17 protein-coding genes are annotated in these 16,998 nt (G+C 29.1%); 5 read left to right on the top strand and 12 right to left on the bottom strand.

Translation table 11 applies throughout. From position 1 onward, the window contains the following. Positions 1-7: 7 nt before the first annotated feature. The 3 genes from HKO22_RS03765 to HKO22_RS03755 form a co-directional block, all read right to left on the bottom strand. Positions 8-688, bottom strand: coding sequence for a tRNA threonylcarbamoyladenosine dehydratase (locus HKO22_RS03765; RefSeq protein ID WP_169968656.1), 681 nt, complete (start codon positions 686-688; stop codon positions 8-10). A gap of 45 nt (positions 689-733) precedes the next feature. Then, positions 734-1,792 (bottom strand): S-layer homology domain-containing protein, encoded by a 1,059-nt coding sequence (locus HKO22_RS03760; RefSeq protein WP_075658559.1) that lies wholly within the window; start codon positions 1,790-1,792, stop codon positions 734-736. A 78-nt stretch (positions 1,793-1,870) separates the two neighbouring features. Beyond that, positions 1,871-3,907, bottom strand: coding sequence for an S-layer homology domain-containing protein (locus HKO22_RS03755; RefSeq protein WP_169968654.1), 2,037 nt, complete (start codon positions 3,905-3,907; stop codon positions 1,871-1,873). 204 nt (positions 3,908-4,111) lie between these two features. Between HKO22_RS03755 and HKO22_RS03750 the strand changes: the two genes are divergently transcribed. The 3 genes from HKO22_RS03750 to HKO22_RS03740 are packed head-to-tail and all read left to right on the top strand — an operon-like array spanning position 4,112 to position 5,525. Continuing rightward, the gene (locus HKO22_RS03750; RefSeq protein ID WP_075658555.1) at positions 4,112-4,924 is read left to right on the top strand and encodes a precorrin-2 dehydrogenase/sirohydrochlorin ferrochelatase family protein; all 813 of its coding nucleotides are present in this window, start codon (positions 4,112-4,114) and stop codon (positions 4,922-4,924) included. A 9-nt stretch (positions 4,925-4,933) separates the two neighbouring features. Continuing rightward, entirely contained in the window at positions 4,934-5,221 is a 288-nt protein-coding gene (locus HKO22_RS03745; protein WP_075658553.1) for a DUF1637 domain-containing protein, read from the top strand. Position 5,222: 1 nt separating this feature from the next. Then, positions 5,223-5,525, top strand: a complete 303-nt coding sequence (locus HKO22_RS03740) for a hypothetical protein (protein WP_211660197.1) — start codon at positions 5,223-5,225, stop codon at positions 5,523-5,525. Between the two features lie 137 nt (positions 5,526-5,662). Here the strand turns inward: HKO22_RS03740 and ppsA are convergent, their stop codons facing one another. The 9 genes from ppsA to ybaK form a co-directional block, all read right to left on the bottom strand. Beyond that, on the bottom strand, positions 5,663-8,014 hold the full coding sequence (ppsA, locus tag HKO22_RS03735) for a phosphoenolpyruvate synthase (RefSeq protein WP_169968652.1): 2,352 nt from the start codon (positions 8,012-8,014) through the stop codon (positions 5,663-5,665). Positions 8,015-8,067: 53 nt separating this feature from the next. Next, the gene (locus tag HKO22_RS03730) at positions 8,068-8,601 is read right to left on the bottom strand and encodes a class IV adenylate cyclase (protein WP_169968651.1); all 534 of its coding nucleotides are present in this window, start codon (positions 8,599-8,601) and stop codon (positions 8,068-8,070) included. After that, complete coding sequence (locus HKO22_RS03725; RefSeq protein WP_075658545.1) at positions 8,601-9,284, bottom strand: metallophosphoesterase; 684 nt, start codon at positions 9,282-9,284, stop codon at positions 8,601-8,603. The genes HKO22_RS03730 and HKO22_RS03725 overlap by 1 nt, the downstream gene beginning before the upstream one ends. 7 nt (positions 9,285-9,291) lie before the next feature. Then, positions 9,292-11,541: an ATP-binding protein gene (locus tag HKO22_RS03720; RefSeq protein ID WP_169968649.1), complete on the bottom strand. Its 2,250-nt coding sequence runs from the start codon at positions 11,539-11,541 to the stop codon at positions 9,292-9,294. Then, complete coding sequence (locus HKO22_RS03715) at positions 11,531-12,553, bottom strand: metallophosphoesterase family protein (RefSeq protein WP_169968647.1); 1,023 nt, start codon at positions 12,551-12,553, stop codon at positions 11,531-11,533. Before HKO22_RS03715 ends, HKO22_RS03720 begins: the two co-directional genes overlap by 11 nt. 68 nt (positions 12,554-12,621) lie before the next feature. Continuing rightward, positions 12,622-13,173, bottom strand: coding sequence for an isochorismatase family protein (locus HKO22_RS03710; RefSeq protein WP_169968645.1), 552 nt, complete (start codon positions 13,171-13,173; stop codon positions 12,622-12,624). Between the two features lie 8 nt (positions 13,174-13,181). Then, positions 13,182-14,090 (bottom strand): 1-phosphofructokinase family hexose kinase, encoded by a 909-nt coding sequence (locus tag HKO22_RS03705; protein WP_169968643.1) that lies wholly within the window; start codon positions 14,088-14,090, stop codon positions 13,182-13,184. A gap of 4 nt (positions 14,091-14,094) precedes the next feature. Beyond that, positions 14,095-15,759, bottom strand: a complete 1,665-nt coding sequence (locus tag HKO22_RS03700; RefSeq protein WP_169968641.1) for a phospho-sugar mutase — start codon at positions 15,757-15,759, stop codon at positions 14,095-14,097. A gap of 2 nt (positions 15,760-15,761) precedes the next feature. Continuing rightward, on the bottom strand, positions 15,762-16,232 hold the full coding sequence (gene ybaK / locus HKO22_RS03695) for a Cys-tRNA(Pro) deacylase (protein ID WP_075658535.1): 471 nt from the start codon (positions 16,230-16,232) through the stop codon (positions 15,762-15,764). 202 nt (positions 16,233-16,434) lie between these two features. Here ybaK and HKO22_RS03690 point away from each other — a divergent pair, with 202 nt between their 5' ends. Both HKO22_RS03690 and HKO22_RS03685 read left to right on the top strand, forming a co-directional pair. After that, a complete protein-coding gene (locus tag HKO22_RS03690) occupies positions 16,435-16,599 on the top strand; it encodes a hypothetical protein (RefSeq protein WP_169968639.1) in 165 nt (54 codons plus the stop codon). A gap of 7 nt (positions 16,600-16,606) precedes the next feature. Continuing rightward, positions 16,607-16,948 carry a hypothetical protein gene (locus tag HKO22_RS03685; protein WP_075658533.1) on the top strand — a complete coding sequence of 114 codons (342 nt, stop codon included), beginning with the start codon at positions 16,607-16,609 and terminating at the stop codon, positions 16,946-16,948. Positions 16,949-16,998: the final 50 nt, after the last annotated feature.

Raw genomic sequence — 16,998 nt, 5'->3', positions numbered from 1 at the left:
CATCATTTCAACTTTTTAAAATATCAGAAATCACATAAGATGCCAAAACCATGCCGCAAACAGGTGGCACAAAAGAAATTGAACCAGGAGTCCTGTCATGAGTTTTTATTGGGATCTCTTTTGAACAAACTACCTTTAATTTTTTTATATTCATTTCTTTCAATTTTTTCCTTATAATCCTTGCAACAGGATCGTTTTTGGTCTTTTCGATGTCTACAACTTCAAACTTTGTCGGATCAAGACGATTCCCAGCACCCATAGCAGAAATTATCTTGATGTTTTTTTCATATGCAGCCCTTATTATTAAAAGTTTTGATGTAATTGTATCAATTGCATCTACGACATAATCATAATTTTCAAAATCAATTCCACATATGTTTTCTTCTGTAACGAAAATATCATATTTTTTGATTTTTAATTTAGGATTTATTTCCAACATTCTTTCTTCACAAGCATCTACTTTTCTAATACCAATAGTCTTCATAGTAGCAAAGATTTGTCTATTTAAATTTGTAATCTCGTATTCATCACCATCAACTATGCCAACTTTTTCAACTCCAGACCTTATAAGTGCTTCAACACATGAACCACCAACGCCGCCTAATCCAAAGACTAATACAGATCTTGAATTTATTTTTTTAATGTCCTCAGATGAGAGCATTCTCTCCATTCTACTTAGAAATTTCAATTTTCCTCCAATTTGAAAGGGCCGTCATTAAACAGCCCTTAATAATTATTTTAATTTTATATTTGTTAAACTATTTTCGCCCAAAATTCCGCTACCTTCAACATTGTCATCGATTTTATGATTTCTAAAGGTATTAACAGTAATAATATTTCCTGGCATAAATTTATTTGAATCAGTTTCCCCAAGTTTAATTCTAATGTATTTGACATTTCCTCCATCAATTACTTCAGTAACTTTACCTTTAAAATTTACAATTATACCTGCCTCTGCCGGTTTTAATTCTTCTGTGTTTTCTTCTTCAGTAAAAGTCCCTAAAATTGAATTATTGTTTTCAGCCTTGTTTATTTCATTATCTAGGTTTTTTTCAGAAATATTATCATTATTTTTTATTAAAAGATCTTCGCCATCTATATTATTATTTTGATTATTAATTTTATCTTTATTAGCTTCAACATAGTTTAATCCCCTTGAAGTAATTACAGCAATTTCACTTCTCCTTATTGCAAAATTCCCATTGAATTTCCCATCAGAACCAGAGCTAGTAAAAATATTTAATTTAACAAGATTTGGCAAATATTCTAACGTTTCAGCATTGATTTTATCAATATCCCTAAACTTTAAAATTGATAAATCCTTGTTTTTCTCAATTCTAAATGCTCTTGCAAAATAAACTGCAATTGTATTTCTATTTGGATAAACTTTGTTTTCTAAAAATCCTCTTTCACGAGCAGCTTCAATTGTCTTTTTAGACACCGTACCGTGATATAAATTATAACAAAGAGCATCCTTTGCCCAGTCAATGATACCCATGGAATTTACAAATTCCAAATTAGCCTCTCTCGCTAATTTCATTTCCTCTTCCTTTGGATTTAATACAGTTTTTAAAATTTGCATTATTTCTAAAAAACTAACGGGATTATTTGGCTTGAAACTTCCATCATCATAACCCTTTAAAATATTTTTATTTGATAATTCATCTACATATTTATATGCCCAAGCAGAATTTCCATTTTTACTAACATCTGTAAAAGTTTTTGCAAAAAGACTTGCCGGTGCAAATAAAAGTAATAAAACTAAATTTATTATTATAATTTTTTTCTTCATTTAATCACTCCGAAGTAAATTATAACATAATTTTATGTAAAAAAATAGAAACCACATGGGTTTCTATTTTGAAAAGCATTAATAAAATTTATTAAGATTTGATAATCTTTCATTGTTTTTATTGTCATAATAGCGATTATTATTTAAGAAAAATCTGTAGTCTTCAAAATCGCTTTTTCTTGTAGTCCTATTTGCAGTATTTAAATATTCTCTAGGATTTCCAAGAAATTTATTATTTGAATCTGAAATTATTTCTCCATTATAATTTAAATAACCATCAAAAGATAGAACGTCGTATAGTTCCAAATTTTGGCTAGTTTGGAAATAAAGTGTCTTTCCAGGCTTTAAATTATCATTGTCTGATTGAATAACTCGAAGTCCTATTTTATAAATATTAAAACTTCTACCAATTCTTTCATTGCTAACTACTTGGAACATTCCACTAAACTGAAGACTTGAATCTATTATAGTGATAGTTTCAACTTCGCCATAATTATTTAATGTTAAAATTACATTCTTTCCTCTAAGATAATTTTCTGTTATTTGATTTTGTTTAGCTCCATTATAAGATTTAATTTCAAATCTGTCAGCTAAATAATAATTTTTCGTGTAACCATATTTATCTTTAATGCCTATATAGCGATTATATCTTCTATTTGTAAAAGAAGATTCATCTCCACTAAAAGCGACAACTTCTCCTGAGATATCTCCATCCCTATAATTTGAAGAAAGTCCCATTACAACTTTGTAATTTACATAAAGATCCACATTGTCATTTAATGTAATTTTATCTAAATCTCTAGTTTCATTAGTAATATATAGTTCATAATCCTTATTATCTTTTAGTCTAATTTTTAGAGAAGATTTATCCTTGTCTAAAGTATTAAGTGATGTAATTTTTCCACTTACTTGTGCTTCTTTAGGATAAATTGTCATTTCAGTTATCTTGTTGTCATTATTTGTTTTAAATTCAACTAAATCGTCAACTTTAATATCATCAAGTTTTAAATCTTTTCCATAAGCTTTGATCTTTGCATTTGAATCAAGAATAAAAGTCTTTGTGTCGGAAGTTGAGATTTTTGAAGTTGTTCTAAAGTTTAATGTGTCTGAATTATCTCTATATCTTAAAGTAATTTCATTTGTTCCCTTAGAATTTACATATCCAACCATATCAAGCTTCGCATTAGTAACATTGATTAATTTAGCTGTACCTTCTCTATCGTTATTATTACTCTTTACATATTCAATTTCAACCTCTTGACCAGCTTTAATGTCCTCTAATTTAATGTCTTTATCCTTTAATTTAAATTTTGTGTTGTTGTCAATATCAAAGGAAAACTTTTGATTATTTGTTTCAATTATAATAACATTGACATTATTAAGTTTTGAAGAAAGAATTACAGTTCCCTTTTTCTTTTCAGTCTTATTACTTATTGTATTCTTTGATGCATAATCAAAGGATGCTTTAGTAATTATTGCAGTTTCAGCACGAGTAATAGGTCTGTCTCCTTCAAAATTTCCATCAGAACCAGTTGCTGTAAAAATTCCTACATCAACAAGAGAAGCTAAATAACCCTTTAAAGTGTCACTCATTTTATTTTGATCTTTATGCTTTAAAAGATTAGTATTTCCTTTGGCATTTAAGTTTAGAGCTCTTGCAAAGAAAATTGCAATATCTCCCCTACTAGGATATTCTCTTTGATTAATTTTAAAAAATCCTCTTTCAGAAGCTTTTTTTAGTGCAGATTCATTTAAGTAATCTCTATGAAGTGCTAAACATATTGCATCTTCCGCCCAAGAATTAACTCCATTTTCTTTAGCAATTTTTGAATATTTGTCACGTGCAGTTTTTAATTCTTCATCACTTGGATTTAATACTTGTTTTATTAGTTGTAAAAGTTCTTCAAGAGAAACTGAATCTCCAGGTTTAAATTCACCATCTGGATGTCCATTAATAACATTCTTATCACTTAATACGTCAATTGCGTCGTAAGCCCAAGAATATTTATTATTCTTTTTGACATCTTTAAATTCTTTAGCAAAAGTTGCACTTGGTACAAGCATAACAGTTGCAAGCCCAATCGAAGCTACTCTCCTTAAATTTTTAAACTTCATTATAAAACCTCCATTTTTATATAGCATGTTTTCCTTATTATAACATATATTAAACTGTTAAATTTTAAAAATGTTAAAATTTCATAATTAGAATTGAAAATTTATAAATAATGTAATATTTTGCTTAATTTAGTTTTATATTTGGTATAATTAAGCTAAGAACTACATATATTTGTAAATAGTTTTTTATAAAGGAGTGATATTATGCGTTTCCTTCCAGTAAGTATTGATACTTTTGAAAAAAAGATTTTAATTTTAGGCGGAGGCTACCTTGCTCTATCTGCACTTAAATCTGTATTAGATACCGAAGCAGAAATTTATATGATTGCAGATAGTTTTACTACAGATATAATTAAAAAATCTGATGAATCTAATGGCAAAATTAAATTAAAGGAACATATTTTAGAAAAGGATTTTAAATTTATGGGATTCGACTATGTTCTTATTGCAACAGAAGATTTTGAACTAAATGAAGCTTTGGAGAAAAGAGCAAATTCAAGAAATATGATTTACCAAAGATTTGACATCTTTTCAAAATCATTGATGTCCATAAATAAGTCTATTGAACGGGGACCCCTTACTTTTTCCCTTAATAGTTCAAGACTAAACCCAACTATTACAGACATTATCTTTGAAGATTTAAAAAAATTTTCTGAAAAATATAATTTGGAAAAATTAAATATTTTAAGCGAAATTAGATCGGAACTTGTCCGTAAAAATTCACAAAATATAGATGAAATCATTAGAAAGCTTTACGAAAGTGAAACTATAAATCTTTCTACTTTCTTAGAGGAGATGCCTCAATACAAAATTGAAGATTTAGAATCTTCTGAAGATTTAATTAATCACATCATAAGTGGTGAAGAAATTAAAGTTGAAAAAGAAAGTACTTTAGAAGAAGAGCAAATCATCAAAAAGAATTTAGATGATGCAAAAAATTTCTCAAGAGATAAAGATCTTAGTAATAGTGATTTGAACTTAGAAAGTTTTCATGATTTAGATAAATTTAAGAAATGAGGTAATTAAATGATTGGTTATGTGGGAAGTATGCCGGGAAAAGTTTTTAGCGAAAACGAATTTACTCTAGTGAAGAAAGTTTTGGCTTCTGGTGAAACTATTGACAAGCACAATCACCCCGGATTTACTGTTCTTGTAACTATTGTTAAAGGTGAAATTAAAGTTATTTTAAATGACGATGAGGATAGAAAGTTTACACCAGGTAAGGTTTTAAAATTCGATGGTGAAAATTATATCACCATTGAAGCAATAGAGCCAAGTGAGTTTTTTGTAACTCTCATAAAAAAGGATAATTAATTTGAAAATAAAAATTACAGAAGATGCTTTTGAATTTTTAAAGGATAAAAGGGCAAAAGAAATAACCATTGATTATATTACATCTAAACAATGTTGTGGTAGCGGTCTACCTTCTTCTGAAACATATATTGGAATTCCCAGAAGAAGTGATAGAGATTATTTTATTTTTCTAAACAATGGTATAAAAATAAATATTGACAAGTCCTTAAAGTTTAAAGATGATTTGTGTATAATTGATTTAGTAAAACTTTTATTCACAAAATCTCTTGTTTCAAATTTTTTGGACTACGACAAATTAATTTAATTTTTTAAAATCTGTTGATGAATTTCACAAATTTTTTTGCAAAAAGAAGATCTCATAATGAATTTAATCTCTTAAGTTGGTTTTTAAACCTAACTTTTAGAGATTAAATTCATTCATGAGATCTTTTTATTTATAATTTATATTTGTCTAAGTTTCTTTAAAATAATCTTTTGTTCAACACTTGCAACAAGTCTTCTTGTGTATTCAACTGTGTCAGGATTTACTGAGATGGAAGTGATGCCACATTCAACTAAAAATTCTGCAAGTTCTGGATATTGGCTAGGTCCTTGTCCACAAATTGAACAAGTAATTCCCCTTTTGTTTGCTGCATCAATAATTGTCTTTAATGCAATTTTTACTGCGTCATTTCTTTCATCAAAATAACCCATGTTGTTAAGGATTCCAGAGTCTCTGTCTGCACCCATTACAAGTTGAGTTAAGTCGTTTGAACCAATGGAAAATCCGTCAACTAATTCTGCAAATTCTTCTGCTTGTAGAACTACTGCTGGCACTTCTGCCATAATCCAAATCTTAAAGTTTTTAGATTGCACAAGTCCTTCTTCAGCCATTATTCCCTTAACGGTTTTGAGTTCTTCAGGAGTTCTAACAAAGGGAAGCATTACAATTACATTTGTTAGTCCATATTCTTCTCTAACTTTTTTAATTGCTTGGCACTCTAACCTAAATCCCTTTTCATATTCAGGAGAAATATATCTTGAAACACCTCTCCATCCAATCATTGGATTGGCTTCAATTGGCTCAACTTCATCTCCACCTTTAAGACCTCTAAATTCATTAGTTCTAAAGTCGCTAGTTCTTACAACTAAATTTTTTGGATAAATTGCTTGTGCCACTTTAGAAATTCCTTCAGCTAATTTATCTACCATAAGGCTTCCTTGACCAGTCTTCACTAAATACATTGGATGAGCACCAATCATATTTGTAAAAATAAATTCCGTTCTCATTAGACCAATGCCATCCATTGGTAAGTTTTTATATTTTTCAATTAATTCTGGTTCGCCAAGATTCATATAAATTTTAGTCGCAGTAGTTGGTGCGAAAAGATTTCTAAGTTCATCTAAATTTGCAATGCTAGATACACCTGCTGTATCTTCATGTTTCTTTTCTTCTTTTTCTTTTAGAACTTCACCTTCATATACAATTCCTCTTACTGCGTCAACTGTTACAATGTCGCCAGTCTTTAAAGTTTTAGTTGCAGTTTTTGCTCCAACTATACATGGTATTTGTAATTCTCTAGAAACTATGGCTGCGTGGCAAGTTCTTCCGCCTTCGTCAGTTACAACGCCAGCACATTTTCTCATAGCAGGAACCATGTCAGGATTTGTCATTGCTGTTACAAGAACATCTCCTTCTTCAACAAGGTTGATTTCAGAAATGTCTTTAATTAATTTTACTTTACCTCTGCCAATTCCCGGAGAAGCAGGAAGTCCCTTAACAAGAGTAATTAGTTTTTCTTCCTTCTCTTCTTCTTTATCTCCAAGAGTTGTGATAGGTCTTGATTGTAAGAAATAAAATTCTTTCGTATCTCTATCAAAACCCCATTCAGTATCTTGAACTGAACCATAAAGTTTCTCTACTTTTAGTCCTCTTTCGATTAAAGTATCTAATTCCTTTGGAGAAAGTGCCTCAGCTTTAATTGCATCAACACCTAAAACATCTTTAACATTTACAACTCTAGTTCCAATCCCATTTTCATTTTTAATAACCATGTATTCTTTTTCAGAAATATTCTTTTCTATAATTTTTTTAGTTTTCTTGTCAATAATATATTCGTCAGGAGTTACAATTCCAGATACAACAGCTTCCCCAAGTCCATAGCTTGCGTTAATCATCATTTCATCGGAGCTATTGTTAATAGGATTTGCTGTAAACATTACACCGGATTTCTCAGAATTAACCATTTTTTGAATAACTACTGAAAGAGCAACATCAAAGTGATCATAATTTTGTTTTTCTCTATAATAAATAGCTCTTGAAGTCCAAAGTGATGCAAAACAATCTCTTATGTGTTTTAAAAGTTCCTCTTCGCCACTAATGTGCAGGTAAGTATCTTGTTGTCCCGCAAAGGATGCATCTGGCAAGTCTTCTGCAGTTGCTGATGATCTAACTGCTACTTCAGGATCTTTAACTCCAATACTTTCAGAAAATTCTCTGTATGCATTTAAAATTTCTTCTTTAAGTTCTGGATCAAATTCTTTTTCTTTGATTTTCTGTTGAATTTCCTTTGAAGCATTAGTAAGTTCATCAACATTTTCAACATCAACAGCTTCCATTAGAAGTTTTACAACTTCATCAAGTTCTGCGTACTTAATAAACTTAGTGTATCCAGTTGCAGTAACACAAAATCCCGGAGGAACAGGTAATCCAAAACTAGTTAGTTCACCTAAATTTGCACCCTTCCCACCGACAATTCCTACATCATTTTTTCCAATTTCATTAAACCATTTTATATAATTATACTTAGACATATTTCCTCCTTATTTGCTAAAAATATTATAACACATTAATTATATATGTCACGCTATTTTTTTAAAGATTTTCTAAGTTCATCTATGGACATTGTAGATACGTGTTCTCTATCTATTTTTAGATCATCAATAAGTGCATAAATTTCATTAATGCTAGGTGCTTCTATCTCAACATATGGCTTTGGATAAGTCTTTTCATCCCAAGTGTCAATATCAATCACAAGATTTTTGTAATTGTATTTTTTTCTATTTTTATAGCCCTTGTAAAATTTATCATAACCAAGACATTTTAAAATATTTATTAAATCATCCACACTACTTATTTCAGTAGTATGCTCTATATTGTCCCTTACTCTTATATTGGAAATATTTTCTTTAAAAGTGAAATATTTTTTTTCTTCACCCTCTGATTTTGAAATTCTAATTCTAAGATATCCCTGCTTCTTATAAATTTTATGTGCAGTAGAATTAATTGTAATATTTATTTGATCTTCTTCTTTGACAAAATTTGCTCCCAAAGCTTGGATCTTTTTTTCAAAATCTAATATGTCAATGTCAAGAAGTTTAACTTCAATCTCCCTTTCCATTAGTCCTCCTCAATTATTTTAAGTTTAAAATCTAAAAAATCACTTGCAACAAATTTATAATCCACTCCAAGCAAATCTCCTTCATAGGAATATTTATGTCCCTTTCCATGTAAATGTCCATAAACACATTTTTCTACGCTATAATCAGAAAGAGTTTGTGAAAATTCATTAGGTTCTAAATCTTGATTAAAGGGAGGATAGTGAATCATTGCAATTATTTTTTTGTTTACACAAGAATCCAAGGAGTTTTTAAGTCGCTGGACTTCTCTTAAATATATTTTTTCATCGTCTTCTGAAAATTCAAAGGAATCACGAGAAGCCCAACCTCTCGTGCCACATATGGAATAATCTTTGTACTCAAAGGAGTTATTGTGCAAAAAATGAATCGTCTTTAGTCCTAAATTATTCATCTTATTTAGCGAAGACCACCAATAATCGTGATTGCCTTTAGAAATAATCTTTGTTCCAGGTAGTTCGTCAATTTTTTTTAAATCATAAATTGCTATATCTAGCTTTAGTGCCCAAGAAATATCCCCTGGCAAGAGGACTAAGTCATCCTCAGAGACAACTTCTTTCCAATTCTCTATTATTTTTTCTTCGTGATTTTCCCAATTATTTCCAAAAATATCCATGGGCTTTTCTTCTGTATAATCGAAGTGAAGATCTCCTATTGCGAATATCATATACACCTCAAAGTTTAATAAATTTATATGTCAAATTGTACTTATCTAAAATTTCTCTTTCCCGACTTGAGCTTGAAAAAATCAAAACTTGCTCCTCATCCCTTAATACATCAAGAGTATTTTTTAACCTATCATCATCATAACTGTCGAAATGACTGTCGAGTACGAGGGGAATTTTTTTGTCTGTAATTATTTTTGATATAGAAAGTCTAAAGGCAAGATAAATTTGATCAATAGTTCCAAGGCTTAAATTGTGTAAATCAACATAACTGTCAACAAATTTATCATATACCTTTATTTTAAATCTGTCATCAATTAAAATTTCACTGTATTTGAAGTTTGTCATTTTCTCCAAATATTTTGAAATATTATTTCTTAAAATAGGGAGAGTGTCCCTTCTTTTTAGTTTTATAAATTCTTCAAACTTTTCTATGGAAAGCTCAATTAAACTTCTCTTATACTCTAGCTTTTTTAATTTATCCTTTAGCTCAAAGGATTTTTCTTCCAAAGTTCTAAGTTTTTCCATGGATTCTTCTAGAGTATTTAAAATTCCCTCCAAGTTCGAAATTTCTATAATTGTTTCCTTAATATTTTTTGAAATAAGTTCTAGGGACTCCTGTGAGTACATTTCACCGCTTAAATTTTCTTTTTCAAGTTCTTCAATCCTGTATTTATACTCACTTGCCCTCTTATCATCAAAACCCGCATAGTTGTAAAATAAACTTTTAAGTTCTTTTATATTTTTTACAGAATATTTTTCAAAAATTTTGCTAAGTTCCCCTTCAAAATTTGTAATTTTTTCCTTAGTTTTTTCTATTTCAAGATTGTTTTTTTCTTTCCAACTTTCATTGTACTCCTTTTTAAAAATATTTTTTAAATTTAATTCCCTTTTTTCTTCTAAAATTTCTGATAATGACCTTATATCTCTTGCGTCATATTTTTCAAGAAGCTCTGCAAAATCTTTATCAAATCCTCTTTTCTTTATAGTTTTCTCCATTGATTTTTTCTTAAAATCCATGAGTTTACTTCTAAGTCTATTTAGTAAATCCTTGTTTTCTCTAAACTTCATAATTCTAAAATAAGAATAGAGAAAAAATAAAAGAGAAAAAATTATTAAAAAATATTTTTTAAAATAAATTGAAAGAAAAACTATTCCTATGCCTCCAATTGTAGAAAAAAGTATTTTTAAAAAACATTTTAATACAGTTTTTTCGATGTTTTTTATGTCTCCAGAAATTATTTCAATCTCTTTAGAAAAATTATTTTCATTTAAAATTGAAATCTCTTCTTTAATGTCTCGAAATCTCTTGTAATCCTGTTCCACATAGTCGTCGATCTCATAACTATTTCTTTCTTGTGAAATTAAATCATCAAGTTTACTTAAATAAATCCCCGTAGTTTTATTTATTTCGATTGCCCTTTCCAAATCTGAAAAAACTAAGCTTTCATCTTCTTTTGACTTTTCTTCTTCAATTTCTCTTAACTTTTTTTTCAAAGTTTCAAGTTCAAAAAGTTTTCTACCCCTTAAATTATCCTCCAAAGTTTTTAATTTTTCCCTTGAAGCTTTAAAATCCTCGGCAGTTTTCTCATAATTTTCTCTGACCTTTATAAAATTTAATTTTTCAGTAGTAATTTTGTCAAGTTCAGCATAAATCCTTCCAATTTCTGAAGTTTTACGCCTTTTAGATCCTAAATCATAAAGATCATCTTTCATTTTATCTAAAACCTTTGTTAAATCTATATTTTCATCTTGAGAGACAGAAAAATTATCGATTTTATTTTTTAAATCCTCTGCTGCATCATCTTCCACTTGTGAAAGTCTTTGAGAAATAAAAAAGCTAGATCTATAAATTTTCCTGCTTATTTCAAAAAACAAAACTCCAGGTTGTGGAATTCTCGAATACAAATAATTCCTCTCGTCCTTTGATAAATCTTCACCGTGGTTTGTATTTATAATTGAAATTTCATCACTATTAAAATCTCTACTTATTCTAAAACTTTCTTTACCATCACTTAAAACAATATAACCTCTATAAAAATTTGAATTCCAAGGTCTTGATTTTTCAAAAATATCGTCACGAACTTTTTTGGCTAGTGAATCTCTGCTAAATCCATAAAAAATTCCGTCTATGAAATTTACAATTGTGGACTTGCCTCCTTCATTTTTGCCAGAAATTAAATTTATCCCTTCATCAAGCTCTATTATTTCATTTTCAAATTTTCCAAAACTTAAAATTCCCAATTCTTTAAATACCATAATATTGCTCCAAAATGTAATTCTTAGAGATTTCTCGTGCATCTCTTTCAATGTCGCTATTAGAAAAAGTTCCAAGTAAATCTAAAATATACTTATCTTTAATTTCAAAATCAAGATTTCTTTCTTCTGTAATTTCATTAATTACCTCAAAATAAAATGCAGATAAATTTTCACGAAGGAAACTTTCTATTTCCCTTTTATTATGACTCACGCCCTTTAGAGTAATTCTATAAAGATTCTCAGTAGAAATTTTACCTTGAACCTTTTTTAAAATTTCAGAAAAAGTCATATCCTTATCAATTTTTATTTCTAAATTTATAAATTCTCTCCTTGAAAAATTTTTAAATTCTATGGTTTTTTTCTCGTCATCTAAAAAAATTATTCCCCTTTCACCCTCATCTTTAAAGGAAAGTGAAATTAGCGAGCCAGAATAATAGGCATTGTTAAATACTTTTGCCCTCTTGTGAATATGCCCAAGTGCAACATAGTTAAACTCTCTTAAAAATTTTTCATCAAGGGGCATATACCTCTCATCCTTCAAATCTGAGTGAAAAAGCCCAATATTTATGAAGTTTTTATCAAGTTTAACATCGCTAAAATCTTTTTTAAATTTATAGCTGTCGTAGGAGATGCCGTATATTCTCGTATTTAAATCCTTTAACTCATAAAAATCAAGCTCACTATTAAATATATATAAATTTTCTGGCAAATCTACCTTTAAAAATAAATTATCCTTGGAAAGATAATCGTGATTTCCAAAAACCAAAAAGACCTTTGCCTTAATGTCTTCTATTATATTTAAAAATCTTCTTAAATCTCTAAGATAAAAAAATTCTCTTTCAAATAAATCTCCAGCAATTAAAAAAATATCTGCATCCACTTCATTTGAGAAATTAGCTACATCTCTAAAGGTACGCCAAGTATCCTCTAAAAGTTTATTTGAAATCTCAAGGGGAAGTCTGCCCTTATAAAATTTTTTTAAATGTAAATCTGCTGCATGAATTATTTTCATTTCATCACCAAAATAATTATATCACAGTTTATAATTAAAAAAGAGCTCCATCAAGAAGCTCATAAGTGTCAAATTATTAATTTTTGTATAGTTTTAAATTCATCTGTACCCGCAACGCCTGCTAAGTCAAATAATACTGTCTCAGTATTTGTAACAACGGCTCCCATTTCACGGAGAAGTTCTACCCCATTTTTAAAGTTTTTTTCTGTTCTTGATCCAAGTGCATCTTCTACAACAAAAACTTCAAAACCTGCTTCTAAAAGCGCTCTAACTGTTTGAAAAACGCAGATATGTGTTTCCATACCGCAAACTATTATTTGTTTTTTCCCAAGTCTGTCGATTTCCCTTTTAATATTTTCATCGCCATAGGAATTAAAAGTTAACTTGCCAAATTCTTCCTTGTCCCCTAGTGGAGCCTTTACATCTTCATTAGTGTATCCAAGTCCTTTTGGATATTGAACTGTATAAATTGCTTCTGCTCCAATAATACTTGCAACTTTTGCCAAAATTGTAGAGTTTTTTACAATTTCTTCTTTGTTGTAAATTGCCTTTAATAATTTATCTTGAATGTCAATAAAGGCAAAGAGTACATCCTCTCTATTTAAGTGAAAATTCTTCATTTATCCTCCTAAATTTCTTCAACTTCAACGCTATTCATAATTTTTTTAATAGCACTCATTTCTATCTTATCCTTTTCAACAAAATTTTCCCACACTCCACAGGATATTGCAAGTTTTATTGAAGTGATAAAATCATAATCTCTGTCGATTGCAATGGCAAGACCAGCAAGAGATAAGGAGCTATCCAATTTTTCTGTGATTTCCTTTCTTTCTAATTTTTGTTTATCTACATAAGCTCTATAATTTTTATCTTCAGTGGAAATAATTGTTGCTCTCTTGCTATTCACAAAAACAATTTTCGTTCCTGATTTGATGAATTTTTTATTGTATTCAATGACTTCACCGGTATAATTTATTTTTCTTTCCCTTTCAATGTCATCTTTATCAAACATTAAAATATATGGGTTCGTCTTTTCTATTGCATCAAGATTTTTTGGATTTACAGCAACTTTTGTATTGTTTTTATAACAAATTTTAATAAGTTTTTCGTAAATTTCATCGTCAAGTCCAAATAAATCAATTTTTGGAATTACTACAATTTTTTTATTATACAATGCTCTCTCAAAGGAACTTAAAATATCATTTCTATCTTCCATAGTAATCCTGGGGTCCTTAGTCTTGTATCTTTTTTCAAAATTTTTACTCTTTATTATAACTTCTTCCACATTTTCGTCTTTTAGTGCTGTGTAATTTATGTCGATTCCAAGTCTACTTAGAGCAAGTGCAATTTCTCTTCCCCTTCCACTTCCCTTTAGCATAAAAACTTCTGAGTCCACGCCAATTTTTTTCGCAAAAAGAGACATATAAATCCCCCTGCCACTTGGATAAATTTTAGAGCTTTCAATAATATTTTCCAGCTCGCTATTTAATATATATTCTCTAATGATTTTTGGATTAAAGTCACAAAATAATATCATACAATCACCTACTTGCCTCGATTTTTTCCATTATTTCTTCTTTCATTGCATTTATTATTTTATTAGCTTCATCTTTATTTTCTGAAACTGCATAAGCATAAATTTTTAGTTTTGGTTCTGTTCCTGAAGGTCTTAGTGCAAACCAAGTTTCTTCATCAAAATAAAATTTTAATAAATCTTGTGGGTTTTCTTCATCTTTAATAAAATCAATTTTTTTCTTTAGCACGCCAATTTTTTCAAAGCTCTCAATTTTTCTAAAGTCATCCATGATTTTTTCCATGATTATTTTTCCATCTTTGCCTTCAAAATAAATTGAGTCTAGATATTCTTCAAAATATCCATATTTTTTGTAAATTTCTTCAAGATAATCCTTTATTTTTAAATTCCTCTTCTTTAAATAGCCCGCCATCTCTGCCACAATCATTGACGTGCCAATGGCATCCTTGTCCCTAATATGATCTCCAATTACATATCCTATGGACTCTTCATATCCAAAAATAAAGTTCTTTTCATGACTTTCTTCCCAAATATTAGGAAGATTGCAAATATTTTTAAAGCCAGTTAAAGTTTCAAAAACTTCAACGTCAAAGTTTTCTGCAATTTTTTTAATTAAATCACAAGTTACAACTGTCTTTACTATTGCTCCCCTTTCAATATTTTTATCCTTAATTCTTTCCAAAATAAAATTACCAAGGATAAAACCCATTTGGTTTCCCGTTATTCTAAAAACTTCGCCATTCATTTCCAATACAGCAACTCTATCTGCATCTGGATCTGTTGCAATAATTATGTCGGCATTTTCTTTTTTTGCAAGCTCAATTGCCTTGTCAAAGGCCCTTATATCTTCAGGGTTTGGATTTGTAACCTTTGTAAAATCTCCATCTGGGTTTTCTTGCTCTGGCACAACAATTACATTTTTAAAACCACGGAGTTCTAAAATTTTTCTCACAAATTTATTGCCACATCCACTTAAGGGTGTGTAAATAATCTTTATGTCCTTGTCGACATCGTCAGTCAATGTGTGTTTCAGAGTATTTCTATAAAAAGATTTTGTAACTTTTTCACCAATAAATTTAATATTTTCATATTCGCCTATTTTTTTTAGCCTAGCAAAATCAAAGTTTAAGATGTCGACTTTTTGTGCCTCTTCTTCCATTCTATCTGCAATGTCCGATAAAATTTGAGACCCCTTCTCCCAATAAAGTTTAAACCCATTGTAATTTTTTGGATTGTGAGATGCAGTAATCATTATTCCAGAAATTGTTTTTAAGTATCTTATTGAATAAGCGAGAAGTGGAGTGGGGGTAATGCCTGGAAATAAATAAACGGTAATCCCTCTTTCTGCCAAAATTTTTGCAGTCAAAATTGAAAATTCGTAGGAAAAATGTCTTATATCGCGTCCAATTACTACCCCTCTTTTTTTTGCGTCTTCGCCAAGATTTTCGATTAAATTTGAAAGTGCAATTGCAGTTTTTCCAACAGTCAGATAATTCATTCTATTTGTACCTGCACCTAAAATTCCACGAAGACCTGCAGTTCCAAATTCTAAATTTTTATAAAACCTATCTTCAATTTCTTCTTCATTGTCTTTTATGTCAATGAGTTCTTTTTTTAAATTTTCATCTACATTTTTACTTGCAAGCCATTTTTCATAAATATCTCTGTACATACTTACTCCTTTTTAATATCCGAAAATTCTCCATCAATTGCAGAAATCAGTTCTCTTGGATTTACTTTTATTTGCATGCCAACTTTTCCACCACTTACATAAAAAAAGTCTAGATTTTCAGCTGATGAATCAATATAAGTTTTAAAAGATTTTTTCATACCAACTGGAGAACAACCACCGTGGACATAACCAGTGAGTGGAAGCAACTTTTTTTGTGGAATCATTTCAATTTTTTTAGAATTTGATGCCTTAGCTGCCTTTTTTAAATCAAGCTCACTAGAAACTGGAACAACAAATACAAAATGCTCACCATCTTTTGCCTCTGTCACAAGAGTTTTAAAAACTCTATCCTTGTCTTCTCCCAACTTTTCTGCAACATCTACTCCGCCAATTCCGTCCTTAGTTGAGTATTCAATTATTTCAAAATTTATGTTCTCACTTTCAAGAATTCTCATCGCATTAGTTTTTTTCACAAAATCACCTTTTCATCTATATTAATTTTACAACAAAAAAGTCTTTTCTTCATCTATTTAATAGTTAGTGTTAATTTTCTTCTCATTTGAAAAATAAAACTACTTGTGTTAATATTATTTAAAAGTAAAATTAATTTTACTTTTATTAGTCCATTTTATTTTACAATATTAAAGGATGTATACTGTTTTTATGAGAAAAAATTTGTGTAAAATATCAATGTTAATAATCTTAGCTTTTTTGATTGTTCCTATTAATTCATATGCTATTGAATTCAATGCTGCAAATTCAAAAGAAAATATTGACACAAATGATCTAAATAGATACACGGTAGTAGTTAGTCAATGGTATAATTGTCCCAACTGGTAAGTTAATCATGAAAAAAAAGATAATTACAATACTTTTATATGTTTTTTATTATTGTTCACTTAAATTAGCTTTAACGCATATTGACCATGTGTATTTCAATAAAATTCACGAAAGTATTTACATTTATTTTATTATAATATCAGCATTAAACATAATTCCAATGGTTTTAATTTCTAAATTAGACATTAATCCAGATCACATACTTTTATTGCTGGCTGAAGATTTTTACTTAGCTTTTACAGCACTTTTTTTAGAGCAAACTTTATTGTTTTCTATAACTGGGATATATTTTTTAATTATCCTTTGGTTTTATTACAAAAATAAAAAATATAAAATGGACAGATCATAACCACTGGCTTATCCAGTGGTTTATTCATACTAAAAAGTATAAAAAAGTTG

Source organism: Peptoniphilus faecalis, from assembly GCF_012976305.1.
In the GTDB taxonomy this organism is placed as follows: domain Bacteria; phylum Bacillota; class Clostridia; order Tissierellales; family Peptoniphilaceae; genus Peptoniphilus_A; species Peptoniphilus_A faecalis.
Note: the sequence above shows the minus strand (reverse complement) of the source record. Positions and strands in the feature narration are given on the sequence as shown.